This is a genomic window from Streptomyces sp. CB00455, assembly GCF_001905445.1.
GTDB lineage: Bacteria > Actinomycetota > Actinomycetes > Streptomycetales > Streptomycetaceae > Streptomyces.
Map to the genome: position 1 here is coordinate 823,197 of NZ_LIVQ01000002.1, position 24,370 is coordinate 847,566.

The 24,370-nt window shown below is 73.2% G+C and carries 20 protein-coding genes; 8 read left to right on the plus strand and 12 right to left on the minus strand.

Translation table 11 applies throughout. The annotated features are described in order from the left end of the window. Window positions 1–53: 53 nt before the first annotated feature. The 5 genes from sucD to AMK16_RS11200 form a co-directional block, all read right to left on the minus strand. Window positions 54–944: a succinate--CoA ligase subunit alpha gene (sucD, locus tag AMK16_RS11180; RefSeq protein WP_073912706.1), complete on the minus strand. Its 891-nt coding sequence runs from the start codon at window positions 942–944 to the stop codon at window positions 54–56. Between the two features lie 21 nt (window positions 945–965). After that, on the minus strand, window positions 966–2,144 hold the full coding sequence (sucC, locus tag AMK16_RS11185) for an ADP-forming succinate--CoA ligase subunit beta (RefSeq protein ID WP_073912709.1): 1,179 nt from the start codon (window positions 2,142–2,144) through the stop codon (window positions 966–968). 280 nt (window positions 2,145–2,424) lie between these two features. Continuing rightward, entirely contained in the window at window positions 2,425–3,537 is a 1,113-nt protein-coding gene (locus AMK16_RS11190) for a VWA domain-containing protein (RefSeq protein WP_443333556.1), read from the minus strand. Window positions 3,538–3,769: 232 nt separating this feature from the next. After that, on the minus strand, window positions 3,770–6,082 hold the full coding sequence (locus AMK16_RS11195) for a DUF5682 family protein (protein WP_073912714.1): 2,313 nt from the start codon (window positions 6,080–6,082) through the stop codon (window positions 3,770–3,772). Continuing rightward, window positions 6,079–7,185, minus strand: a complete 1,107-nt coding sequence (locus AMK16_RS11200) for an ATP-binding protein (RefSeq protein WP_073912716.1) — start codon at window positions 7,183–7,185, stop codon at window positions 6,079–6,081. Before AMK16_RS11200 ends, AMK16_RS11195 begins: the two co-directional genes overlap by 4 nt. A gap of 134 nt (window positions 7,186–7,319) precedes the next feature. Between AMK16_RS11200 and AMK16_RS11205 the strand changes: the two genes are divergently transcribed. Next, window positions 7,320–8,663, plus strand: coding sequence for an SWIM zinc finger family protein (locus AMK16_RS11205; RefSeq protein ID WP_073912718.1), 1,344 nt, complete (start codon window positions 7,320–7,322; stop codon window positions 8,661–8,663). A 342-nt stretch (window positions 8,664–9,005) separates the two neighbouring features. Next, the gene (locus tag AMK16_RS11210) at window positions 9,006–10,604 is read left to right on the plus strand and encodes a DUF5691 domain-containing protein (RefSeq protein ID WP_073912720.1); all 1,599 of its coding nucleotides are present in this window, start codon (window positions 9,006–9,008) and stop codon (window positions 10,602–10,604) included. Between the two features lie 369 nt (window positions 10,605–10,973). On the opposite strand, the gene AMK16_RS11215 is transcribed toward AMK16_RS11210, so the two are convergent. Next, window positions 10,974–11,375, minus strand: a complete 402-nt coding sequence (locus AMK16_RS11215) for a cobalamin B12-binding domain-containing protein (protein WP_073912722.1) — start codon at window positions 11,373–11,375, stop codon at window positions 10,974–10,976. A gap of 192 nt (window positions 11,376–11,567) precedes the next feature. Between AMK16_RS11215 and AMK16_RS11220 the strand changes: the two genes are divergently transcribed. Continuing rightward, window positions 11,568–12,356 (plus strand): esterase/lipase family protein, encoded by a 789-nt coding sequence (locus AMK16_RS11220; protein WP_079191483.1) that lies wholly within the window; start codon window positions 11,568–11,570, stop codon window positions 12,354–12,356. 223 nt (window positions 12,357–12,579) lie between these two features. Continuing rightward, window positions 12,580–14,199 carry a M23 family metallopeptidase gene (locus AMK16_RS11225; protein ID WP_107417102.1) on the plus strand — a complete coding sequence of 540 codons (1,620 nt, stop codon included), beginning with the start codon at window positions 12,580–12,582 and terminating at the stop codon, window positions 14,197–14,199. A 178-nt stretch (window positions 14,200–14,377) separates the two neighbouring features. Here AMK16_RS11225 and AMK16_RS11230 read toward each other — a convergent pair whose 3' ends face one another. Continuing rightward, complete coding sequence (locus AMK16_RS11230; protein ID WP_073912726.1) at window positions 14,378–16,990, minus strand: ATP-dependent DNA helicase; 2,613 nt, start codon at window positions 16,988–16,990, stop codon at window positions 14,378–14,380. Window positions 16,991–17,002: 12 nt separating this feature from the next. Then, window positions 17,003–17,344 (minus strand): ArsR/SmtB family transcription factor, encoded by a 342-nt coding sequence (locus tag AMK16_RS11235; protein WP_073912728.1) that lies wholly within the window; start codon window positions 17,342–17,344, stop codon window positions 17,003–17,005. A 154-nt stretch (window positions 17,345–17,498) separates the two neighbouring features. On the opposite strand from AMK16_RS11235, the gene AMK16_RS11240 reads away from it, so the two are divergent. After that, window positions 17,499–17,852: a hypothetical protein gene (locus AMK16_RS11240; protein ID WP_073912730.1), complete on the plus strand. Its 354-nt coding sequence runs from the start codon at window positions 17,499–17,501 to the stop codon at window positions 17,850–17,852. A gap of 131 nt (window positions 17,853–17,983) precedes the next feature. Continuing rightward, on the plus strand, window positions 17,984–19,039 hold the full coding sequence (locus tag AMK16_RS11245; protein ID WP_073912732.1) for a C40 family peptidase: 1,056 nt from the start codon (window positions 17,984–17,986) through the stop codon (window positions 19,037–19,039). Between the two features lie 46 nt (window positions 19,040–19,085). Here AMK16_RS11245 and AMK16_RS11250 read toward each other — a convergent pair whose 3' ends face one another. From AMK16_RS11250 to AMK16_RS11260, 3 genes are read right to left on the minus strand one after another with little or no spacing between them, the layout of a single operon-like run. Continuing rightward, window positions 19,086–20,198 carry an alpha/beta hydrolase gene (locus tag AMK16_RS11250; RefSeq protein ID WP_073912735.1) on the minus strand — a complete coding sequence of 371 codons (1,113 nt, stop codon included), beginning with the start codon at window positions 20,196–20,198 and terminating at the stop codon, window positions 19,086–19,088. A 60-nt stretch (window positions 20,199–20,258) separates the two neighbouring features. After that, the gene (locus AMK16_RS11255; protein ID WP_073912738.1) at window positions 20,259–20,954 is read right to left on the minus strand and encodes a LuxR C-terminal-related transcriptional regulator; all 696 of its coding nucleotides are present in this window, start codon (window positions 20,952–20,954) and stop codon (window positions 20,259–20,261) included. Next, window positions 20,951–22,246 (minus strand): ATP-binding protein, encoded by a 1,296-nt coding sequence (locus tag AMK16_RS11260; protein ID WP_073913662.1) that lies wholly within the window; start codon window positions 22,244–22,246, stop codon window positions 20,951–20,953. The genes AMK16_RS11255 and AMK16_RS11260 overlap by 4 nt, the downstream gene beginning before the upstream one ends. A 131-nt stretch (window positions 22,247–22,377) precedes the next feature. Here AMK16_RS11260 and AMK16_RS11265 point away from each other — a divergent pair, with 131 nt between their 5' ends. Next, complete coding sequence (locus AMK16_RS11265) at window positions 22,378–23,685, plus strand: PspC domain-containing protein (protein WP_073912741.1); 1,308 nt, start codon at window positions 22,378–22,380, stop codon at window positions 23,683–23,685. Beyond that, on the plus strand, window positions 23,672–23,896 hold the full coding sequence (locus AMK16_RS11270; RefSeq protein WP_073912744.1) for a hypothetical protein: 225 nt from the start codon (window positions 23,672–23,674) through the stop codon (window positions 23,894–23,896). Before AMK16_RS11265 ends, AMK16_RS11270 begins: the two co-directional genes overlap by 14 nt. Here the strand turns inward: AMK16_RS11270 and AMK16_RS11275 are convergent. Continuing rightward, entirely contained in the window at window positions 23,842–24,354 is a 513-nt protein-coding gene (locus tag AMK16_RS11275; RefSeq protein WP_073912747.1) for a DoxX family protein, read from the minus strand. The genes AMK16_RS11270 and AMK16_RS11275 overlap by 55 nt on opposite strands. Between the last annotated feature and the right edge of the window lie 16 nt (window positions 24,355–24,370).

Here is a 24,370-nt window from a genome sequence, read left to right on the forward strand (position 1 = left end):
CCGCACCCCGGAAGGGTGCGGGCCACGCCCGTGCGCACGTACCGCTGAGACTGCTACTGCGCGGCGGCCAGGATCGCGCGCGCCAGCTGGGCCGTCTCGGTCGGCGTCTTGCCGACCTTGACGCCCGCGGCCTCCAGGGCTTCCTTCTTGGCCTGTGCGGTGCCGGAAGAGCCCGAGACGATGGCGCCGGCGTGGCCCATGGTCTTGCCCTCGGGGGCGGTGAAGCCCGCGACGTAACCGACGACCGGCTTCGTGACGTTCTTGGCGATGAAGTCCGCCGCACGCTCCTCGGCGTCGCCGCCAATCTCGCCGATCATGACGATGAGGTCGGTGTCGGGGTCGGCCTCGAACGCCTCCAGGGCGTCGATGTGCGTGGTACCGATGACCGGGTCGCCACCGATGCCGACGGCCGAGGAGAAGCCGATGTCACGGAGCTCGTACATCATCTGGTAGGTCAGCGTGCCGGACTTGGACACGAGACCGATGCGGCCGGGCTTGGTGATGTCGCCCGGGATGATGCCGGCGTTGGACTGGCCGGGGGTGATCAGACCCGGGCAGTTCGGGCCGATGATCCGGGTCTTGTTGCCCTTGGCGGACGCGTACGCCCAGAAGGCGGCGGAGTCGTGCACCGCGATGCCCTCGGTGATGACGACGGCCAGCGGGATCTCGGCGTCGATCGCCTCGACCACGGCGGACTTGGCGAAGGCCGGCGGGACGAAGAGGACGGAGACGTTGGCGCCCGTCTTCTCCATCGCCTCGGCGACGGAGCCGAAGACCGGGACCTCGGTGCCGTCGAAGTCGACGGACGTGCCGGCCTTGCGCGGGTTCACGCCGCCGACGATGTTGGTGCCGTCAGCCAGCATCAGCTTGGTGTGCTTCATGCCCGTGGCACCGGTCATGCCCTGGACGATGACCTTGCTGTCCTTGTTGAGGAAGATAGCCATGTGAGTCTGTGACCTCTGCCCTTACTTCGCAGCCGCGAGCTCGGCGGCCTTGTCGGCCGCGCCGTCCATGGTGTCCACGCGCTGGACCAGCGGGTGGTTGGCGTCCGAGAGGATCTTGCGACCCAGCTCGGCGTTGTTGCCGTCGAGACGGACGACGAGCGGCTTGGTGACCGCCTCGCCCTTCTCCTCCAGCAGGGCCAGCGCCTGGACGATGCCGTTGGCGACCTCGTCACAGGCGGTGATGCCACCGAAGACGTTGACGAACACGGACTTGACGTCCGGGTCGCCGAGGATGATCTCGAGACCGTTGGCCATGACGGCGGCGGAGGCGCCACCGCCGATGTCCAGGAAGTTGGCGGGCTTGACGCCGCCGTGGTTCTCGCCGGCGTAGGCGACGACGTCGAGGGTGCTCATGACGAGACCCGCGCCGTTGCCGATGATGCCGACCTCGCCGTCGAGCTTCACGTAGTTGAGGTTCTTCGCCTTGGCGGCGGCCTCGAGCGGGTTCGCGGCCGCGTGGTCGACGAACTCGGCGTGGCCCGCCTGGCGGAACTCGGCGTTCTCGTCGAGCGAGACCTTGCCGTCGAGCGCGATGACGTCGCCGTTGGCGACCTTCGCGAGCGGGTTGACCTCGACGAGGAGCGCGTCCTCGGCGATGAAGGTGTCCCACAGGGTCACGAGGACCTCGGCGACCTTCTCGGCGACCTCGGCCGGGAACTTCGCCTGGGCGACGATCTCGCGGGCCTTCTCGATGGTCACGCCCTCGTTGGCGTTGACCGGCACCTTGGCGAGGGCCTCGGGGGTCTTCTCCGCGACCTCCTCGATGTCCATGCCGCCCTGCACCGAGGCCATGGCCAGGAAGGTGCGGTTGGTCCGGTCGAGGAGGTACGAGACGTAGTACTCCTCGAGGATCTCGGGAGCGGTCTCGGCGATCATCACCTTGTGGACCGTGTGGCCCTTGATGTCCATGCCGAGGATGTCCGTCGCCCGGGCGACGGCCTCGTCCGGGGTGGCGGCCAGCTTCACGCCGCCGGCCTTGCCGCGGCCGCCGACCTTCACCTGCGCCTTGACGACCGACTTGCCGCCCAGCCGCTCGGTGGCCTCGCGAGCCGCCTCAGGCGTGTCGATGACTTCACCGGCCAGCACCGGTACACCGTGCTTGGCGAAGAGGTCCCTCGCCTGGTACTCGAACAGGTCCACGCGCGTCCGTCCCTTGTCTTTTTTAAAGATTCGCAGTGATTCGCGGTTGTCTGCTATCTGCGTGGGCGTGCCGCGGAGGGCAACGTGACGGCGCTGTCACAAGGAAGGCGCACACGGTGACCGTGGACGCGGCATGTCCGTCCCGCAGGTTATCCCCGTGGGCCGTAGGTCCCTAAATCGCAGATCACACCTGAGCGGTGATACCTGTCACAGATCGCCTCACGGTTGAACTGGAACTTCGTGTGATCCGCCGATTTCCCGCGATCCTTTTCCGGCCCGGTCAGGGCACCGGCAGGGGCCTCTTCTCCAGGGCCGCCGCCATCACGTCGGGGAACAGGTCAGGGGTGCAGGCGAAGGCGGGCGCGCCCAGTGCCGCGAGGGCGGCGGCGTGCTCGCGGTCATAGGCCGGGGCCCCCTCGTCGGACAGTGCCAGCAGGGTCACGAATTCGACTCCCGCGCCCTTCATCGCGGCGACGCGCCTGAGCATTTCGTTGCGTATGCCTCCCTCGTAGAGATCGCTGATGAGGACGACGACGGTGTCGGCGGGCCGGGTGATCTTCGACTGGCAGTAGGCGAGGGCCCGGTTGATGTCGGTGCCGCCGACCAGCTGGGTGCCGAAGAGGACGTCGACCGGATCGTCGAGCTGGTCCGTGAGGTCGACGACGGCGGTGTCGAAGACGACGAGGCGGGTGGCGATGGACCGCATGGAGGCGAGGACCGCGCCGAAGACGGAGGCGTAGACGACGGAGGCCGCCATCGAACCCGACTGGTCGATGCAGAGGATCACCTCCTTCTTCACGGATTGCGCCGCCCGGCCGTAGCCGATCAGCCGTTCGGGGACGACCGTGCGGTATTCGGGCAGGTAGTTCTTGAGGTTGGCCCGGATCGTGCGGTTCCAGTCGATGTCGTGGTGGCGCGGGCGGCTGATGCGGGCGGAGCGGTCCAGAGCGCCGGTGAGGGTGGCGCGGGTGCGGGTCGCGAGGCGCTCCTCCAGCTGCTCGACCACCTTGCGGACGACGGCCCGCGCCGTCTCCCTGGTCGTCTCCGGCATGGCTTTGTTCAGTGAGAGCAGGGTGCCGACCAGGTGCACGTCGGGCTCGACGGCCTCCAGCATCTCCGGCTCCAGCAGCAGGGTGGACAGGCCCAGCCGCTCGATCGCGTCGCGCTGCATGACCTGGACCACCGAGCTGGGGAAGTACGTACGGATGTCCCCGAGCCAGCGCGCCACATTCGGCGCGGAACCCCCGAGGCCGGCCGACCGCGCCGAGGACCCCTTGCGGGACCCGCCCGCCCGGCCCGCGCCGTACAGGGCGCTGAGCGCGGCGTCCATGGCCGCGTCGCGCCCGGCCAGGGTGCAGCCGGTGCCGTCGCCCTCTCCCCCGCCGAGCACCATCCGCCACCGCCTGAGCCTCTCCCCGGCCCCGGCCCCGGCCTCTGCCGCTCCCCCGCCCGTGCCGGTCCCGCGGTGCGCCGCCGGGCTCTGCGTGCTGGTCATACGTCCGTCCCCCTGTGCTCGTCGTCTGCGCCGGCCACCACGGCCGGCTCCGTCTCTCCCCGTGCGGCGGCCCGGTGCGCAGGCCGCCCGGGCGGGGGCCCGGGACCGCGGTCCTCCTCGGCCCGCGCGCTCAGCCCGGGGCGGCCGCCCCGGCCGCCGTCGTGACGGGCGGTGCCCCGGCGAGCAGCATCCGGACGAGGTCCAGCACCGCGTCCGCCCGGGCCGTGTCCAGCCCGGGGCCGAAGCCCTGGGGGGCCGAGCCCGCCGGGGACGCGGCCGGGCCGCCCGGGCCGCGCCGGACCAGCTCGCCCAGGGTCCGCTTCACGCCCGGCTCGTACGCCCCGAAGGTCCGCCGCAACAGCGGCAGTACGTCGGTGAAGGCGCGCTCGGGCACCCCCACCAGCCAGGCGTCGATCAGGCCCAGCAGCCGGTCGTCATGGACCAGCAGCGTCCCCCCGCCCGAGCTGCCGCCCGCGAAGCCCTCGATCCAGCCCGCCGCGTCGGCCGGGGTGGCCGCCGGGGACAGGGCGAGCCCCATCAGCCGCGCCGTCTCCGCGGCCGGGAGCCGCCCGTCGTCGAGCAGCAGCCTTACGGCGCGGCCGCGGATCACACCGGGCACCGTTTCCCGTCCCGCCAGCGCGCGCAGCACCGCGGACCAGCGCTCGCGCAGCCCCTCCTGCGCGTCCTCCAGCAGACCGACCGCCCCGTGCACCCCGTCCACGTGGCCGCGCAGCTCCGCGGCCGCATCGGCGTCCAGGCCGGCCGCACAGGCCGGCGGCAGCGCCACGCATATCCGCTCGGCGAGACCGGCGGCCACCGTGCCGAGGGCCGCCGCGTCCGTGCCGCGGACGTCGCCGTACCGCAGCGAACGGGCCAGTGCGGGCAGGGCCTTGGCGAGCCGTGCCACATCGGTGTCCAGTGCGGCCCGGTCGGCGAGCGCCCGCAGGACGGCGGGGAGCGCCTCGGACAGGCCGGCCAGCAGGCACTGCTCGGCCAGCGCCGTGACCTCGCCCAGTTCCCCGGCCGCGGCCGCCCCGGCCTCCGCTTTGGCGGTGGCCGCCGCCTGCACGGTGGTGCCCCAGATCCCGGCCTCGGCCACCCGTACCGACAGCTCCGGCTCCCAGCACAGCCGCCAGGTCTCCCGGAAGGTGCCGGTGCTGCCCCGGGAGGCGGTGGGCGTGCCCCAGCCGATGCCGAGCAGCCGCAGCCGGTGCAGGAGGCGCGATTTGGCCGCATCGGTGTCCTTGCGCAGGTCGAGCTCCAGCTCGCGCTCCTGTGCCTCGGCCTTGAGCCGCAGGGAGCGCTGCCGGCGCGTCAGGTCGCGCTGGAGCGGTACGACGGGCGCCGGGTCGGGGACGTCGCCGAGCACGTCGCCGACGACCAGGCGGTCCTCGATCAGGGCCAGCGGTATGTCCGAGCCGTCGCACATCACCGCACGGACCGCTTCGAGGGTCTCCGTCAGCCCGGGCAGCGGTCGCCCGCGCATGGCGGCCAGGGTGTCGGCCAGCCGGACGGCCTCGATGACGTGCGCCGAGGAGACCTGCCGGTCCTCTTCCCGCAGCAGTCCGGCGACCTTGGTCAGCCAGCGCTCCACGGGCCGGTCGCGGGCGGCGAAGAGGTGTGCGTACCAGCCGGGCGAGGCGATGCCCGCGCCGTACCCGCCGGCCCGGGCCAGCCTGCGGTGCGTCCAGGGCACCCAGGTGGTCTCCACCTTGACCTTCGGCAGGCCGGTGAGCAGCGCCTTGTCGGCGGTCGCGGTGGTCTTCACCCGGAGCGCCGGGACGTGCCAGGCCCCGCACACCACGGCGTAGGTCTCGCCGAACTCCCGGCGTGCCGCCCGCATCCGCTGCCGCATGTACGCCTCGCGCACGAGGTCGCGCGGGTGGCCGCCGTCCCCGTACGCCTCGCGCAGGGCGCCCATGGCCTCCCCGAGGGCCGCGAACGCGGCCAGCGGGTCGCGTACGGTCCCTGAGCCGCGGTGTTCGACCACGTCCTCCCACCAGCGCTCGGGATCGTCGTAGCCGGCGGCCCCGGCCAGCGCCGCGAGCGGGTCCAGCCGCGCGGGGGCGGGCTCCGGCTGCTCCGTGTCCGCCCCGGCGGCCAGGGTGTGCGCCGCCGGGAGGTCCATGAAGCGCACCGGTACGCCGGCCTCCTGGGCCCAGCGGATCGCGACCCACTCCGGGGAGAATTCGGCGAGCGGCCAGAAGGCTGCCCGGCCGGGGTCGTCGGCGGCGTGTGCCAGCAGCGCGACGGGCGGCCGCATCCCGGGGTCGGCGGCAAGTCCGAGCAGTGCGTCCCCTTCGGGCGGCCCCTCGACGAGCACGGCCGGCGGCCGGGCCGCATCCAGCGCGGCCCGCACCGCGCGGGCGGAGCCCGGTCCGTGGTGCCGGACGCCCAGCAGCAGGGGCCCGCCCGGCTCCACCGCCGCGGCCCGCGGGCTCATGCCGTCACCTCCCGGCAGGCGCGGTAGAAGTCCTTCCAGCCGTCCCGCTCGCGGACCACGGCCTCCAGGTACTCCTGCCAGACGACCTTGTCGGCGGCCGGGTCGCGCACCACGGCGCCGAGGATGCCGGCGGCGACGTCGCAGGGGCGCAGGACGCCGTCCCCGAAGTGGGCGGCCAGGGCCAGGCCGCCGGTGACGACGGAGATGGCCTCGGCGGTGGACAGGGTGCCGCTGGGCGACTTCACCTTGGTCCGGCCGTCGTCGGTGACTCCGTCGCGCAGCTCGCGGAAGACGGTGACGACGCGGCGGATCTCCTCCAGTCCCTCGGGCGCGGCCGGCAGGTCGAGCGAGCGGCCCATCTGGTCGACGCGCCGGGCGACGATGTCGACCTCGGCGTCGGCGGTGGCGGGCAGCGGCAGGACGACGGTGTTGAACCGCCGGCGCAGTGCGCTGGAGAGCTCGTTGACCCCGCGGTCGCGGTCGTTGGCGGTGGCGATGAGGTTGAAGCCGCGGACGGCCTGTACCTCTTGGCCCAGTTCGGGTATGGGAAGGGTCTTCTCGGACAGGACGGTGATGAGGGTGTCCTGGACGTCGGCGGGGATGCGGGTGAGCTCTTCGACGCGGGCGGTCATCCCCTCGGCCATGGCGCGCATGACGGGGCTGGGGACGAGGGCTTCGCGGCTCGGGCCGTGGGCGAGGAGCCGGGCGTAGTTCCAGCCGTAGCGGATGGCCTCCTCCGGGGTTCCGGCGGTGCCCTGGACGAGGAGGGTGGAGTCCCCGCTGACGGCGGCGGCCAGGTGCTCGGAGACCCAGGTCTTGGCGGTGCCGGGGACGCCGAGGAGGAGCAGGGCGCGGTCGGTGGCCAGGGTGGTGACGGCGACTTCGACGATCCGGCGCGGTCCGACGTACTTGGGCGTGATCACGGTGCCGTCGGGCAGTTCGCCGCCGAGCAGGTAGGTGGCGACGGCCCACGGGGAGAGCTTCCAGCGGGTCGGGCGGGGCCGGTCGTCGGCGGCCGCCAAGGCTTTCAGTTCGTGTGCGAAGGCGTCTTCGGCGTGCGGTCGCAGCGCTTCTGCGCGCGTCTCGTTCGCGGGCGTGGTCATGGTCCCCCTCCAAGGATCGGCAGCCGCTCCCGACTGCTTCCACCACGGTGCACCACGCCACTGACAACCGGCCTTGTTCATAGCGTTGTTGCAGGTCAGAGCGATTGTCAGTGGCGGTGCCTACGGTGGTTCACATGACTGAGCAGCAGGTCCGCTGGACGGCGGAACAGGTACTGGCCCTGGCTCCTGACGATGCCTCACGCAAGGCGGGGGCCAGGCTCGGCGGGGCGGGTCCGTGGTCGCAGATCGGAGGTTCCGCTTCCGGTTCTGTATGGGGTTTGTGCAAGGGCAGCGGCAGCAAGCCGTACCGCACGGTCGTGGACCTGACGGGGCCGGCCTACAAGTGCTCCTGCCCGAGCCGGAAGTTCCCCTGCAAACACGCGTTGGGGCTGCTGCTGCTGTGGTCGGCGGAGGGGGCGGGCGAGCCCGCCGAGGCGCCGGACTGGGCGGCGCCGTGGCTGGCGGACCGGGCGGCGAAGTCCGCGCGGCCGCCCGCCCGGGCGGCCGCGCCGGCCGATGAGGAGGGGGCCCGGCGGCGGACCGAGCGCCGGGCGGCGCGGATCGGCGCGGGCGTCACCGAGCTGGAGCAGCGGCTGGCCGATCTGCTGCGCGGCGGCCTCGCCGGGCAGGAGCAGTCGGGATACGCGGCGTGGGAGGAGACGGCCGCCCGGATGGTCGACGCCCAGGCTCCGGGACTGGCGGGGCGGGTGCGGGAGTTGGGCACGATACCCAGTTGCGGCCCCGGCTGGCCCGCCCGGATGCTGGAGGAGGCGGCGCTGCTGCACCTGCTGGACCGGGCCTGGCTGGGGGTGGCCGGGTTGCCGGAACAACTGGCGGCGACGGTGCGCAGCCGGGTGGGGCTGCCGGCCTCCGGGGTGGGGGAGGCCGTACGGGACCGCTGGCTGGTGCTGGCCCAGTCCGATTCGGTGTCGCCGGACGGGCGGCTCACCACCCGCCGGATATGGCTGCGCGGGCTGGGGGGCGGGAGGCCGGCCCTGGTGCTGGACTTCGGCCCGGCCGGGCGGCCGCCGGGGCTGGCGTTGCCGGTGGGGCTGGTGCTGGAGGCGGAAGTCCGTTTCCGGCCCGGGTCGGCGGGGCTGCGGGCGGATCTCGGGGAGAGGTTCGCGGCGGCCGTGCCGTGCGCGGAGGTTCCGGCCGGGGTGGGCGCGGAGGCCGCCTTGGCCGCCTATGGGACGGCGCTGCGGGAGGACCCGTGGCTGGAGTCCTGGCCGGTGGTGCTCGGTCCGGTGGTCCCGGTGCCGGGAGAGCTCGGCTGGCAGCTGGCGGACGCGGAGGGCGACTGCGCCCTGCCGGTGCCCCTCGTGGGCGCCGGGAGTCGTTCCCGCCAGGGACTGTGGCAGCTGGCCGCGTTGTCGGGCGGGGGCCCGGTGACGGTGTTCGGGGAGTGCGGCCATCGCGGCTTCACGCCCCTGACGGCCTGGCAGCCGGGCTCGCCGGAGCCGGTCGCCCTGGTCTGACGAGCGGGAGGGGACGGCGGGAGAACGAAGGAGATCACGGGGGCCTGGGGGGACCTTTGGCCGCGCGCCGGCCCTGACCGGCACGGCGCCGGGGGGCTGCGACCCGTCCGCGCGGGAGGGCGGAAGGGGAAACGGGGAGGACGCGGCGGCGCGGGGGCGCCGGCGTGTGGATGACGAGAAGCCGGGGGGCTTTTGTGAACGACAACCATGCCAGTTGAGCGCAGGCCGACGGCACATCGACTGCTCCGGTCCCGCGGAGGGGGCGGGACCGGAGCGCAGGCCATGAGGGTCGAAGAGCCATGAGCGACAGCGACGAGCGACGAGCGACGAGGGAGGGGTCCGATGGGGCAGGACGCGGAGCGGCACGGGGAGCACGGGCAGTACGGGGACTGGGAGGAACTGGTCGGCGCCGCGCTGCTGGGCACTGACCGGCGACGCGGCGCAGGCCCGGCCGGGTCGCCGCAGGCCCTGCTGGACGCGGCGGCCGTGCACACGGTACGGCGCCGGGCCGGGCTGCGGCCGGCGGGAGCCGGTCCGCGTCCGGAGCCGGCGCCCCGCGATCCCCGTCCGGCGCCACCGGCGGCGGCCCGGCGGCGGCTCGCGCAGCTGCTGGCCGGTCGGACGGGTGCGGGCAGCGGCGGAGGACGGCGCGGGGGTGCCCCGGATCTGACGGAGTTGCTGCCGCAGTGGCTGGCCGCGGCCGGCCGGCACGGCTACCGCGCTCCGGCCGCGCTCGTCCCCGCGCTGTTGGACGCGGCCCGGGCCCGTACGGACCTGCGGCCGCTGGCCCTGGCCCTGGCCGGGGCGCGGGGGATGTGGCTGGCGCGGCTGAATCCCGACTGGCGGTTCGCCCTGCGCGGCGGGACCGGCGCCGGCGGTCTGCCGGACGTGACGGACAAGGCCGGAGTGGAACGACTGTGGCAGGAAGGGCTGTTCGCGGAGCGGGTGGCCCTGCTGGGTGCGGTGCGGGCGCATGATCCGGCGGCCGCGCGGAGCCTGCTGGCAACGACCTGGGCCACCGAGCGGGCAGAGGACCGGCTGATGTTCCTCGATTCCCTGCGAGCGGGGCTCTCGGCGCAGGACGAGGGCTTCCTGGAGGCCGCACTGGGTGACCGTAGCCGCAATGTCCGCTCCACGGCGGCCGAGTTGTTGTCGGCGCTGCCGGGCTCGGCGCTGGCGGCGCGGATGGCGGAGCGTGCCATGGCCTGCGTGGGCCCCGAGGGCGTGCGGCCGCCGGCCGAGTGCGATGCGGGGATGCTGCGGGACGGGGTGGTCGAACGACCGCCCGCGGGGCGGGGCGAACGGGCCTGGTGGCTGGGCCAGCTGGTGGAGGCGGCGCCGCTGTCCTGCTGGCGGGAGCGGTTCAACGGGCTCGGTCCGGAGGGGATAGTGGAGCTCCCGCAGGGCGAGGCGCAGGACTGGCGGGAGGAGCTGCACGCGGCGTGGTGCCGGGCGGCGGTGCGCCAGCGGGACGCGTCGTGGTCGCGGGCCCTGCTCGGAGCGCCGTCGGCTCCGCCGGCGGCCGGCCCGGGGACGGCGTCGCCGGCGGAGCGCGCGAAGCTGCTGGAGACCCTGCCGGAGGGGGAAAGGGCGCACTGGGTGGCGGAGTTCATACGGGCCCACGGACTCCCGGAGGCTTTCCAGCTGCTCGGGGTGTGCGTGGTGCCGTGGGCGGGCACGCTGGGGCGGGCGGTGGTGGACGCGCTGGAATCGGCCCGGGAGGCGGGCAGCTACCCGTGGAGCTTCAGCGGGGTGATGGGCCTGGCGGAACGCTGCCTGGATCCTGCGGAGGCCGACCGGCTGGAGGCGCTGACCGCGGCGGCCGGGGATCTGTCGGACACGTCGTCCGGTCCGGCCGCGTACTGGTCGGAGGCGTTCCAGCGCCTGGTCGCCACCCTCCGCCTCCGCGCGACGATGCTGTCGGAACTGGCCCCGGCCTGATCCCGCGAACCTGCGGGCCCGCCCCGGCCCCGGCCTCGCCCCGGCTGAGCCGGGCGCGGGGCCGGACCGGGCCTGCACTGCGCCGGCCACCGGGCTGATCCGGACGGACCGGGCTTGCGCTGACCTGGCCCGTGCCTCTGCGCTGGGGCCGGGCGCCCGGCTGGATCGGGGCCGCCCTGGGCCGGGCGCCGGGCCTGGCTCCGGACCGGGTGTGGGCCGGACCGGGCGTGCGCTGGGGCTGGGGCTGGGCGCCCCGTTGGATCGGGGCCGGCCTCGGCCGGGCGCCGGGCCTGGACCGGGCCTGCGCAGGACTGGGGCGCAGGGCCGGCCTGGGCCTGGGACGGGCTGGGGCGGGCCGGGGTCGGTGGGCTACTGGCGGACGTGGGCGCGGACCCAGTCGACGATGGCGGTCGTGGTCGCGCCCGGCGTGAAGATCTCGGCCACGCCCTTTTCCTTGAGGGGGGCGATGTCGTCCTCGGGGATGATCCCGCCGCCGAAGACCTTGATGTCCTCGGCGTCGCGCTCCTTGAGGAGTTCCAGCACGCGCACGAAGAGCGTGTTGTGGGCGCCGGACAGGATGGAGAGGCCGATCGCGTCGGCGTCCTCCTGGATGGCGGTGTCCACGATCTGCTCGGGGGTCTGGTGGAGGCCGGTGTAGATGACCTCCATGCCCGCGTCACGCAGCGCCCGCGCAATCACCTTCGCGCCGCGGTCGTGGCCGTCGAGACCCGGCTTGGCCACCACCACACGGATCGGACCGGTCACACCCATCGCACTGCCTCCCGAGTGAACGAACGTTAAGTACAGCATCGCGCACGCCGCCGTTTCGCGGTCGACCGGGAGGGGGAAATCACACGTGGGACGGCATCGCGCCACCGCGCCGCCAGCCGCACGGCACGGTGGCGCGGCAGCCGCGGGTCCCGAAAGGCTCAGGGGAGGCCGTCGATGGGGCTGTCCGTACCCATGTCCATTCCCGTCTCCGGCGCCGCGCTGCGGGCCGGCGTGCTGGAGGTGGTCGTGCTCGGCGGGCACCTCCTGCTGTATCCCACCGGAGTGTGCCAGGAGAAGCTCGCCACCGGCCCCCTCACGCCACGCGGGGCCGCGGCACGCCGCAGCCGCCCGCCCGTCCTCCTCCTCCACGGGTTCACCGACAACCGCTCGGTCTTCGTCCTGCTGCGCCGCGCCCTCGGGGCGGACGGCCTGCGGCACGTGGAGGCGTACAACTACTCGCTCCTCACCCGCGACCTGCGCGTCACCGCCCGCCACCTCGCCCGGCACGTCGAGGAACTGTGCGCGCGCACCGGCCAGGATCAGGTGGACCTGGTGGGGCACAGCCTGGGCGGGCTGATCGGCCGGTACTACGTCCAGCGCCTCGGCGGCGACGCCCGCGTCCGCACGCTCGTCACGCTCGGCACGCCGCACTCCGGCACCCTCGTCGCCCCCTTCATGGACGCGCATCCGCTGGTGCGGCAGATGCGACCGGGCTCCGCGGTCCTCACCGAGCTGGCCGACCCTGCGCCCGGGTGCGCGACACGATGCGTCGCGTTCTGGAGCGAGTTCGACACGCTGATGAGCCCGGTCGGGACGGCCCGGATCGAACATGCAGATCTCCTCGTGGAGAACGTCCAGGTCACCGGCATCGGCCATCTCGCGCTACCCGCCCACCCCACCGTCATCGCCGCCGTCCGGCGCGCCCTCGACGGGCTCGGATCCCTCCCCGTGGAACGTCGGGGGGCCGAGTCCGTCGCATAGACGGCCGCCGGCAAAGAGTCGAACGAATTTCGAACTCAGGGCCAAGGCCGCGTCTTTCGGCGACCGAAAGGCGGCCGAATGCCCGGTTCCCCGAATCCGGCAGCCCTCCGAAGATTGTCGTTGCGTGTAACCGCCGGGTACAGTCACGCCACTGCTCTCCTCCGGTGAACCTCTGGTTCCCCGGCCACCCAGGCCCCCCTACGCCGAGGCGAAAGAGAAGTTGGTGAACGACCGCCCCTCGCCGGGCCAGTACCCGGATTTCGGGTATGACGGCCTTGCCGCCACCACTTTCGCTGGTGACTCGACCTACGCTTCCTACGAAACGCAGGGCCAGGGGGTCAATTACGCGGCATACGGCTCTTATGAGACCGGCGCGTACGACACCACCGCCTGGACCGCGCAGGACGGTTACCTGTCCACGGTTCCGGCCCAGGGCGCCCCTGGCGACACCACGGGCCAGTGGGACGCGAACGCCTGGACCACGCCGGGAACCGACTACTCCGGTTCCACCGACTACCAGCCGGCCTCCGTCGGCTACGACCCCTCCGCCGAGCAGACGGGCCACTGGGCGACGCCCGGTTACGGCACCGGGACCGGCGCCTACGACGCCACCGCCTGGAACACCGCCGAGCAGACCCCGGCGGGGCTGGAGCAGGACTACGCGTACCAGTACCAGCACGCGCAGCCCCAGCCGCAGCAGGAGTACGCCCACCAGCAGAACCACCAGCATGTGCAGCAGCACGAGCAGCACCAGGGCTACGCGCAGCAGTACGAGCAGCACCAGGATTACGTCTACGACGCGGCCTCCGCCACTTACGCCTACGAGGCCCACGCCCCGGCCCAGGACACCGCTGCCGACACCGGCGCCGATACCGCTGCCGGTGCCGAAGACGACACGCGTGCCGCCGAGGGCTACAGCGAGACCGCCGTCTTCGAGGCCGTCACCGACGAAAAGGCCGAGGTGCACGACCTGCCCACGCAGGCCATGCCCGTGACCTCCGTGCCGCGCGCCGCGCGCCGGACCGCCGCCAAGGGCAACGGCAACGGCAACGGCAACGGCAAGGCGACTGCCGGCACGGGCACCGGTGCCAGGGCGGGCAGCAGCCGTCGGCGTACGCCCGCGAAGCGTTCCGCGCTGCTGACCGTCGCCGTCCCCTCCGCCTGCGTGATGGGTGTCGCGGGTGTCGCGGCCGCCTCCGTCGGCGGGCTGGGCGGCACGGACAAGCCCGCCGAGGACACCACCACGATGGCCGCGCCCGACCCGGCCTCGGTGAAACCGGTCGCGGCCAACACCAAGCTCGACACCCAACTGGCGGCGCTCAGCGCCGACGCGGGCGACTTCGCGGACCGCGCGAGCCGCACGCAGGAGCGCATCGACCTGCGCCAGCGCCAGGAGGAGGAGAAGAAGAAGAAGTCGGAGGAGGCCGCGGCCAAGGAGGCGGCCCGCCCCAAGTTCGCGATCCCGGTCAACCAGCACGGCCTGAGCGCCAGCTTCGGACAGGCCGGCGGCATGTGGATGTCCGTGCACACCGGCATCGACTTCCCCGTCGGCTACGGGACGCCCGTCATGGCGGCCACCGACGGCACCGTGCGCACGCAGTTCAACAGCGCCTACGGCAACATGGCCATCGTGACCTCGCCCGACGGCACCGAGACCTGGTACTGCCACCTCAGCAGCACCAAGATCCGGAGCGGCAAGGTCAAGGCGGGCGACGTCATCGCCTACTCCGGCAACTCCGGCAACTCCACCGGTCCGCACCTGCACTTCGAGGTACGGCCGGGCGGCGGCGCCGCGATCGACCCCCTGCCGTGGCTGCGCAGCCACGGCCTCGACCCGACCTGACGCCTCCCGCTCCGGCGCCCCGATGCTCCGGAGCCTGCCGCGGCACCCACAGCCGCCGCCCACCGGCGACGGCTGTCCGTTGTTCGCACCGCACCACACCACACCACTGCCCCGCATCACTGCCCCGCGCCGCACCGCCCGCGCCGGCGCTGCGCCGGCAGGAGCGGAACGTACCTCGCTACAGCTTCTGCACCGGCGCGTAGCGCAGCAGCAGCCGCTTGGGCTTGTCGTCACCGAAGTCGATGGTGGCCTGCGCGTCGGCGCCGACTCCCTTGACCTCCATGACCGTGCCGAGCCCGAACTGGTCGTGCGTGACCCGGTCCCCGACCACCAGGGCGATGACCGGCTTGTCCGCGGCCCTGCGCGTCGCGAACCCGGACGGGCCCGACTTCGTACGCGCCGAGGACAGGAACGACTCGGGCGACGTGCCGAACGACGCCCTGCCCCCGCCGGAACCCGAGCCGTAGCCGGAACTGCGCACCGGGCCGGCCGGCTTCTGGGCTGCGCCGGTGCGCTTCCAGTGCAGGTACTGGTCGGGGATCTCTTCCAGGAACCGCGACGGCGGGTTGTACGAGGGCGTGCCCCACGCACTGCGCATCGAGGACCGGGTGAGGTACAGCCGCTCGCGCGCACGCGTGATGCCGACATAGGCGAGGCGGCGTTCCTCCTCCAGTTCCTTGGTCTGGCCCAGCGACCGCATGTGGGGGAAGACCCCGTCCTCCATGCCGGTCAGGAAGACCACCGGGAACTCCAGGCCCTTGGCGGTGTGCAGGGTCATGAGCGTGATGACGCCCGTGCCCTCCGTCTCCTCGTCCGGGATCTGGTCGGAGTCGGCGACGAGGGCGACCTGCTCCAGGAACTGGGCGAGCGTGCCGGGACCGGCGGCGGCCACGGCGGCGCCCGTCGCCGCGGAATCGGACTCGACCGCGGAATCGTCGGCCTCGGCCGCCGACTCGGCCTCCGCCTCCGCCGCCGCGGCCTCGCGCGCCTGCTCGAACTCCAGCGCCACCGCCGCCAGTTCCTGGAGGTTCTCGATCCGCGTCTCGTCCTGCGGGTCGGTCGACGCTTGCAATTCGGCGAGGTAGCCCGTCCGCTCCAGCACCGCTTCCAGCACCACGGCCGGGCCCGCGCCGGAGTCGACGATCGTGCGCAGCTCCTCCATCAGCACGTTGAAGCGCTTCACCGCGTTCGTGGAGCGGGCGGCCATGCCGAAGGCCTCGTCCACGCGCCGCAGTGCCTGCGGGAAGGTGATCTTCTCCCGCATCGCGAGGGCGTCGATCATGGCTTCCGCGCGCTCGCCGATGCCGCGCTTGGGCACGTTCAGGATGCGGCGCAGCGGGACGTTGTCCTCCGGGTTGGCGAGGACGCGCAGGTAGGCGAGGACGTCGCGGACCTCTTTGCGCTCGTAGAAGCGGACGCCGCCGACGACCTTGTAGGGCAGCCCGACGCGGATGAAGATCTCCTCGAACACGCGGGACTGCGCGTTCGTCCGGTAGAAGATCGCCACGTCGCCGGCCTTGGCGTCGCCCGCGTCCGTCAGCCGGTCGATCTCGTCGGCGACGAACTGTGCCTCGTCGTGCTCGGTGTCCGCGACGTACCCGGTGATGACGGCGCCGCTGCCGGCGTCGGTCCACAGGTTCTTGGCGCGGCGGTTCTCGTTGCGCTCGATGACCGCGTTGGCCGCGGAGAGGATCGTCTGCGTCGAGCGGTAGTTCTGCTCCAGCAGGATCGTCGTCGCGTCCTTGTAGTCCTCTTCGAACTGGAGGATGTTGCGGATGGTCGCACCGCGGAAGGCGTAGATCGACTGGTCGGCGTCGCCCACCACGCACAGCTCGGCGGGGGGAAGGTCCGGGTAGCCGGTGCCGACCAGCTCGCGCACCAGCGTGTACTGGGCGTGGTTGGTGTCCTGGTACTCGTCGACCAGCACGTGCCGGAAGCGGCGCCGGTAGTGCTCGGCCACGTCCGGGAACGCCTGGAGCAGGTGGACGGTGGTCATGATGATGTCGTCGAAGTCGAGGGCGTTGGCCTCGCGCAGCCGCCCCTGGTACATCGCGTACGCCTGGGCCAGGGTCTTCTCGAAGCCTCCGCCGGACTCCGTCGGGGAGGTGCCCCCCGCCTGCTCGGCGAATGCCTCTTCGTCGATGAGCTCGTTCTTCAGGTTGGAGATCTTGGCGCTGAAGGCCTTCGGCGGGAACTTCTTCGGGTCCAGGTCCAGGTCGCGGCAGACGAGGGCCATCAGGCGCTTCGAGTCCGCCGCGTCGTAGATCGAGAAGGAGGAGGTGAAGCCGAGCCGCTTGGACTCGCGGCGCAGGATGCGCACGCACGCGCTGTGGAACGTGGAGACCCACATGGCGTTGGCGCGGGGGCCGACCAGGCCCTCGACGCGCTCCTTCATCTCGCCGGCGGCCTTGTTGGTGAAGGTGATCGCCAGGATCTGGCCGGGGTGGACGCCCCGCGCGGACAGCAGGTGTCCGATGCGGTGGGTCAGGACCCGGGTCTTGCCGGAGCCGGCGCCGGCCACGATGAGCAGCGGCGAGCCCGCGTGCACCACGGCCGCGCGCTGCTGCTCGTTCAGCCCGTCCAGGAGCACCGCCGGGTCGATGACGGGCTTGCGGGCGCCGTCCCGGTAGTAGCCGTCACCGTGCCCGCCGCCGCCGAACGGCACGTCGAAGCGCCCCCCGAAGAGGTCGTCCGCGCCCGCTTCCGGGGCGGGGTGGTCCTCGGGCGGCGGCGGGACCTCGTCGGAGGGGTTGAGGTCCGCCAGGAAACTGTCGTCAAAGAGGCTGCTCATCGCATTCCGAGTCTAGGGGGCGGGACCGACAGCCGGTCCCGGGCCCGGAAAATCACCGACGGCCAGGGTGAGGAGTCCCGGGAAGCGCCGCTCCAGGTCCTCGCGGCGCAGGGTCAGGAAGAGTTTGCGGCCCTCGGGGCGCTGGCGGATCACCCCGGCCTCGCGCAGCGTGCGCAGGTGGTGGGTGACGGTGGAACGGGGCAGGCCGGTGGCCACCGCGCCGCAGTAGACCTCCGCCCCGGAGCGGGCCAGGGTCCGGACGATCTCCATGCGCACGGGATGGCCGAGGGCGGCCAGGACCCCGACGAGATCGATCCCGGCCGCGTCGGGGTGGTGGAGGTCGTCGGCGGCCATGGAACAACTGTACGCAAAACCCGAACGGACCCGGTCCCGGCCCCGGACTCGGACCCGGCCCCGGACTCGGACCCGGCCCCGGACCCGGCACCCCGCCGCCCGCTCCCCCCGCCTGCCCGGAGGGCGCCCGCGACGCCCCCGTACGCTCGACGCCATGGACGTACTGATCAATGTCTTCGTCGGCCTGCACATCATCGGGATCGCCTCGCTCCTCGGCGGCTTCCTGACCCAGATGAAGGCCATGGGCGCGGGCACCGCCCGCTTCGTGCCCGCCATGCTGCACGGCGCGCTCACCATGCTCGTCACCGGCGTGCTCCTGGTGGGTTTCCGCGAGATGGACGGCGGCCACGTCAACAACATCAAGATAGGCGTGAAGCTCGCGGTCCTCTTCGTGATCCTGGCCCTCGTCTACGTCAAGCGGGACGAGGAGCGGGTGGACAAGGCGCTGTTCGGCGCGGTCGGCGGGCTGACCGTGCTCAATGTCTTCATCGCCGTCCTCTGGCACTGATCCACACCGGTCCGGGTCGGCCATCCACAGTCGCATCAGGACACTTGCGATCATCTCGTCATCCGTCCGTGACCTGCGGGTCTAACGTCCTCCTCCAAGCACCGACCAGTGAGGAAGGACGTGAGGCCCTCGTGGCCCGTCACCGAAAGCCAAGGCAGCGCCCGCTCTCCGGCAACGCCGTACGGACCGCCGTCACCCTCGCGCTCGCGGGCGCTGCCACCGCCACCGCCTTCGAAGGCACCTCCCAGGCCGACCCGGCCCCCACCCCCTCGCAGGTCGGGGCGGAGGTGGACCGGCTCTACCGGGAGGCGGAGGCCGCGACCGAGCGCTACAACGGGGCCAGGGAGAAGGCCGGGGAAACCGAGCGCGCGCTCACCGGTTTGCGCGACGAGGCCGCCCGCAAGACCGACCAGCTCAACTCCGCGCGCGGCGCGCTCGGTTCGCTGGCCGCCACCCAGTACCGCAGCGGGTCCCTCGGCAGCGCCGTGCAGCTCGCCCTGGCGGACGACCCGCAGGAGTACCTCTCCCGGGCCTCTTTCGTCACGCGCGCCGGGGACCGCAACGCCGCCGGGATCAGCAGTGTGCGCCGGCGCCTCGACGAGGTCAGCCGGCTGCGGGAGCAGGCCACCGGGCGGCTCGCCGACCTGAGCGCGCGGCGCGACGAACTCGCCGAGCGCAAGGCCGAGATCGAGGCCAAGCTCTCCGGCGCCCGGCGGCTGCTGGCCCGGCTCACCGCCGAGCAGCGCGCCGCGTACGAGGCCCGGACGACCGGCGCGTCCCCCGGCTCCCCCGCGGCGGCCGGACGGCCGCCGTCCGCGCCCCCGCCGCCCGCCGACGGTTCCCGCGCGGCGCGCGCGGTGGCCTTCGCGCACGGCGCGATCGGCAGGCCGTACGTCTGGGGGTCGACCGGCCCGGCCTCCTTCGACTGCTCGGGCCTGACCCAGGCGGCCTGGCGCGCGGCCGGGGTGTCCCTGCCCCGCACCACCTACACCCAGATCAATGCCGGCCGGCGCGTCCCGCGCGACCAACTGGCCCCCGGGGATCTGGTGTTCTTCTACTCCGGCGTCACGCACGTGGGCCTGTACATCGGCAACGGCCAGATGATCCACGCCCCGCGGCCCGGCTCGACGGTCCGGGTGGCCCCGGTCGACTCGATGCCGTGGGCGGGCGCCTCCCGCCCCGCGTAGCGGCGCCGGACGCCCCGGGTCCGGCCCGGACCGGCAGGACACCCCGCTACGGGGCCTTGACCTGCTGGCTCAGCCACCCGAAGGTCTGGGGCAGCTGCTTGGACCACGATTCGAGGTTGTGGCCGCCGGCCACCTTCTCCGCGTGCACGGTGGTCGGGTTCTGCGCGATCCCCTTGAGGTCCATGCCGGACAGGTAGCCGTCCTGCTCGGCCCCGGACATCCACAGCGAGACCGCCGGCGGCGTGGGCGCGGCCTTGAGCATGTTCTTCAGGTTGTGCGTGCGGCGCAGCTCCGGGTCCTGGGCGACGAGCGAGGACGGCTCCTGGCCCGGGTCGTTGTAGCCCGAGAGGGAGACGGCCGCGCCGTAGCGGTCGGGGTGGGAGATCGCCAGCTTGGCGGCGCAGTACGCGCCGGCCGAGTAGCCGGCCACTCCCCAGCTGCGGGCCTCCTGCGACACCCGGAAGTTGTCTGCGACCATCTTGCGGACGTCGACGCTGAACCAGCTGTCGGCGTTGACCTTGCCGGGGATGTTGGCGCAGCCGGTGTCGGCGTTGCCGACCAGCATGGCGCGGGGCGAGACCAGGATGAACGGCTGCACCTTGCCGCTCTTCATGAGCGGCTCCAGGACCTCGTGCGCCTTGAGCCCCTGGAACCAGGACTTGCCCGTCCCCGGTATGCCCGGGATCAGCTCGACGACCGGGAACTTGCGGTCCTTGTGGGCCGGATCGTCGTACTGGGGCGGCAGCCACACCATGACGTCGCCCTTGACCCCGGAGATCGTGCCGTCGAGCTCGGTCTTCCTGACCCGGCCGCCGAGCCCCTCGACGGGACGGAACTCCTGGAGCACCTTCGGCGCGGCCTTGACCTCCGCCGCCTTCTTCCCGCCCAGTCCGTCCGGACCCAGGTCGGGGGCTGCGGTGACGTACGTGCCGGTGCCGAACAGATCACCCCACGAGGCGTAGAAGTTCATCTCCCGGTTGACCCCGACGAACACCACCGCGATGGCGGTGACCTGGGCGAACACCACCATCAGGGCGCGGGTGGCGAGGCGTGCGGCGGCCGGGCCGCGCACCTTGCCCCACACGGCCAGGGGCAGGAGGACGGCGATCGCGGCCAGCGCGACCGCCACCGCGAAGAGGGGGGTCCCCGTCAGGCTCATCACGGGAACGAAGAGGGCCTCCCGGCGCGCTCCGGTTGCCCTGCGCCCCTGCGGCGTTGATCACACCAGGCGGCGTGCCGTGGCCCAGCGGGTCAGTTCGTGGCGGTTGGAGAGCTGAAGCTTCCTGAGCACCGCCGAGACGTGCGACTCGACCGTCTTCACGGAGATGAAGAGCTGCTTGGCGATTTCCTTGTACGCGTATCCGCGGGCGATCAGCCGCAGCACCTCGCGCTCGCGCTGCGTCAGGCGGTCCAGGTCCTCGTCGACGGGCGGTGCGTCCGTCGAGGCGAAGGCGTCGAGCACGAAGCCCGCCAGCCGCGGCGAGAAGACCGCGTCGCCGTCCTGGACGCGGAAGACCGAGTCCACCAGGTCGCCACCGGTGATGGTCTTGGTGACGTAGCCGCGCGCGCCGCCCCGGATGACCCCGATGACGTCCTCCGCCGCGTCCGACACCGACAGGGCCAGGAACCGCACCGGGTTCTCGGCGGCCGCCATCAGCGGGGCGCAGCGCCGCAGCACCTCCACTCCGCCGCCCCCGGGCAGGTGGACGTCGAGCAGGACGACCTCGGGCCGGGTCGCGGTGATGACGGTGACGGCCTGGTCCACGTCGGCGGCCTCGCCGACGACCTCGACCCCGGTCCGGGCGGTATCGCCGATCTCGGCCTGTACGCCGGTGCGGAACATCCGGTGGTCGTCGACGAGCACCACCCGGACCTGCCTGCTCGCCGCGCCGGTGGTCGCGTTGTCCTCGGTCATGCTGCGTTCGCCGCCCTCTCCATCTCCAGCTCGACTTCCGTGCCGCCGTCGGGCGCGGACCGCAGGCGTGCGGTCCCGCCGTTGCGCTGCATCCGGCCGATGATCGATTCTCGTACGCCCATGCGGTCGTCCGGTACCGCGTCGATGTCGAAGCCCGGCCCCCGGTCCCGTACGGACACGAACACCGTCCGCCCCTCCACCTCCGCGTAGACCTGCACCGGGCCGCCCTCGCCACCGTACTTGGCGGCGTTGACCATCGCCTCGCGCGCTGCCTGGACCTGGGCGGCCAGCCGCTCGTCGAGGGGGCAGTCGCCGACGACCACGACCTCGATGGGGACGCCGTGGTGGTCCTCCACCTCGGCGGCGGTCTTCTTCACGGCCTCCGCCAGGGTGGCCGGCTCCTCGGCCTCGTCCTTGCCGGTGCCTTCGGGCTTGTAGAGCCAGTTCCGCAGCTCGCGCTCCTGGGCCCGGGCGAGGCGGCGCACCTCCCCGGGATCCTCGGCGCCCCGCTGGATGAGGGTGAGGGTGTGCAGGACCGAGTCGTGGACGTGGGCGGCGACCTCGGCGCGCTCCTGGGCGCGGATGCGCATCAGGCGCTCCTCGGAGAGGTCCTGGGTCATGCGGATCAGCCAGGGGCCGGCGAGAAGGGCGACGCCGACGAGGACGGCGAGGGTGGCGGTGAGGACGTTGCCGAGTTGGGCGGCGGAGCCGCGCACGACGATGAAGACGGTGAGGCCGACGCCGACGAGGGCGACTCCGGCCAGCGCCCGGGCGGCCTGGAGGAGCCGCCCGTGCCGTCCCGCGGCCGAGGTCCAGTGGGCGCGGCGGGCGTTGTCGGCCTGCCGCCATACGAGGACCACCCCGGCCCCGACCAGCAGCGTCGGCCACACGTAGCGGCCGGAGGCGCCCCCGACCTGCACCTTGGAGATGAAGATGCCGGCGCCGACGGCCAGGGCGACCAGCGCGGTGATCTGTCCCCGGTCGGGCTTGCGCAGGCGGCGGGTGCCGTCGGGCAGGGTGTCGAAGAAGGAGCGGTGCCCGGTGCGGCCGCCGACGCCGAGCGGTACGAACACCCAGAACGCGGCGTACAGCAGCACGCCCAGCCCGTCCCCCCACATGAAGATGCCGAGGAAGGCGAGCCGCACCCAGATCACGGGGAGCCCGAGGTGTCCGGCCAGACCGCGTGCGACACCGCCGAGCATCCGGCCGTCGGCGCTGCGGTAGAGCTTGCGCGGAGGTACCTCTTCGACGTCCGGTGCGTGGGGGGTGCGGGGGGCGGCGGCTACGGGCATGCCACCGATGGTCACACGGGCGGGGGCGGCCGGGCATCAGGGCAGCCCCCCAGTCCTGTCCGGGGGATATCAGGGTTGTGCCAGGGTCGGGCCCGGTGCCGTGCGCTGCCCGGGCCCGTCACCATGGACCCATGACCGACGTGCACGACGCCCCGCCGGCGGACCCCGGGGCATCCCAGGCCGCCGACCCCCGGCCCCCCCTGCGCCGCAGCAGGCGCGACAAGGTCCTCGCGGGTGTGTGCGGGGGCCTGGGCCGGTACTTCGACCTGGATCCGGTGGTCTTCCGGATCGTGCTCGGTGTCCTCGCGGTCACCGGCGGCGTCGGCCTGATCTTCTACGGTTTCGCGTGGCTGCTGCTGCCCCAGGAGGGCGAGGAGGACAGCGAGGCGAAGAAGATGCTGACGGGCCGGGTCGAGGGCGCCACCCTCGCGGCGGTGTTCGCGGCCCTGGTGGGCTGCGCGCTGTTCCTGTCGATGCTGGACAACGGCGCCCTCGCGGTCTTCTCGGTGCTGGTCGTCCTGGCACTGGGCGGGGCCTCGTACTGGTCGCAGCGCAGGCGCCACACCCGCCCCCCGGAAGCGGAGCCGCCGGCCGCGCACCGCACCGCGCACTCGCCCGCGCCGCCGGAGACGAAGGCGCCCCCCGCCCCGGGCGGCCCGTCCTGGTGGCGGGACCCGCTGGTCAAGGACGGCACCACCGGCCCGGTCGGCAGCACCGGTTACCTGTGGGGGCCCGCGGACGAGGCCGGACCCGGCGGCCCGGGCAGTGTGCCGGCGGCGCCGGCGGTCGTCCCCGCGTCCCGCCCGCGCGGCGGGATCGGCGGCCGGGTCTTCGTCCTGGCGCTGCTCGCGGGGATCGCCGGGGCCGGCGCCGACTGGCAGGGCCGGCCGCTTGGGGACGCACTGCAGAGCGGCCTGGCGGCCGCGCTGCTGGTCTTCGGCCTCGGTCTGGCGGTGAGCTCGCTGCTGGGGCGCACCGGATTCGGCACGATCGTGCTGGCCGTGCTGACCTCGGCGCTGCTCGCGGGTGCGGCCGTGATGCCCCGCGAAATCGGCACGGACTTCCGGCGGGTCGCGTGGCGGCCGGCGGCGGTGGCCGACGTGAGGGCGCGGTACGAGGCGGACACCGGGCTGGCCACGCTCGACCTCAGCCGTCTGGACGTGCCCAGGGGCACCACCCTGTCCGTGGGGGCTTCCCTGGAGGCCGGGCGGCTGAAGGTGATCGTGCCCCGGGAGGTGACGGCGCAGGCCGATGTCTCGATCCGGCTGGGCGACATCCGCCTGCCCGGGGAGACGGGCCAGGTGCTGCGGGTCCGCACCGGCGGCGAACACCAGAGGGCGACGCTGATGCCCACCGCCGGCACCGAGGCCGGCGGGACGATCGAGCTGCACCTGGAGACGGGTGTGGGACAGGTGGAGGTGGCCCGTGCGGCGTCATGAGTTCCAGCCGGGACGGCTGATCGCGGGTCTGGCCCTGATGACGGCCGGCGTGCTCTACCTGCTCGACAGCGGCGGCGAGGCGGATGTGCCCTGGTTCGCCGTCGTCCCGATCGCGCTGGGCGGCCTGTCCCTCGCCGCCCTGACCGGGATGGTGGGCTACGCCCTGAGGCGGGACCGGCGCGACCGGATCAGGGAGTCCAGCGACAGGTAGGGCGCCCCGGCGAGGACCAGCGGGCTCCAGGCCATCAGGTAGACGAGATCGTTGCCGTAGTAGTACGGGGTGACGGCCCACGACACCGTCAGCCACAGGCTGAGCGAGATCAGCGCCCCGCCGAGGGCCGCGAGGCGGGTCAGCAGGCCTGCGAGGACTCCGAGGCCGACGAGGAGCTCGCCGATGGCGATGACCGTCCCGAAGGCGACGGGGGCCTTCAGTGCCATGTCCACCATGGCGGGGATCGCGGAGGCGTCGCGCACGCCGCGCATCTGGTCGCCGATCGATCCGTCGCCGGTGGCGGAGAGGAACGCGGAGTCGGTGAGTTTGTCCAGACCGGCGTAGACGAAGGTCACGCCGAGGAAGATCCGCAGGGGCAGCAGCGCGTACCGGGCCGCCCGTTCCCTCAGCGGGGGGGCCGTGGCGGGGCTGACGTCAAGGACATCGGTTCGATTCACGCGTCATGTGTACCCC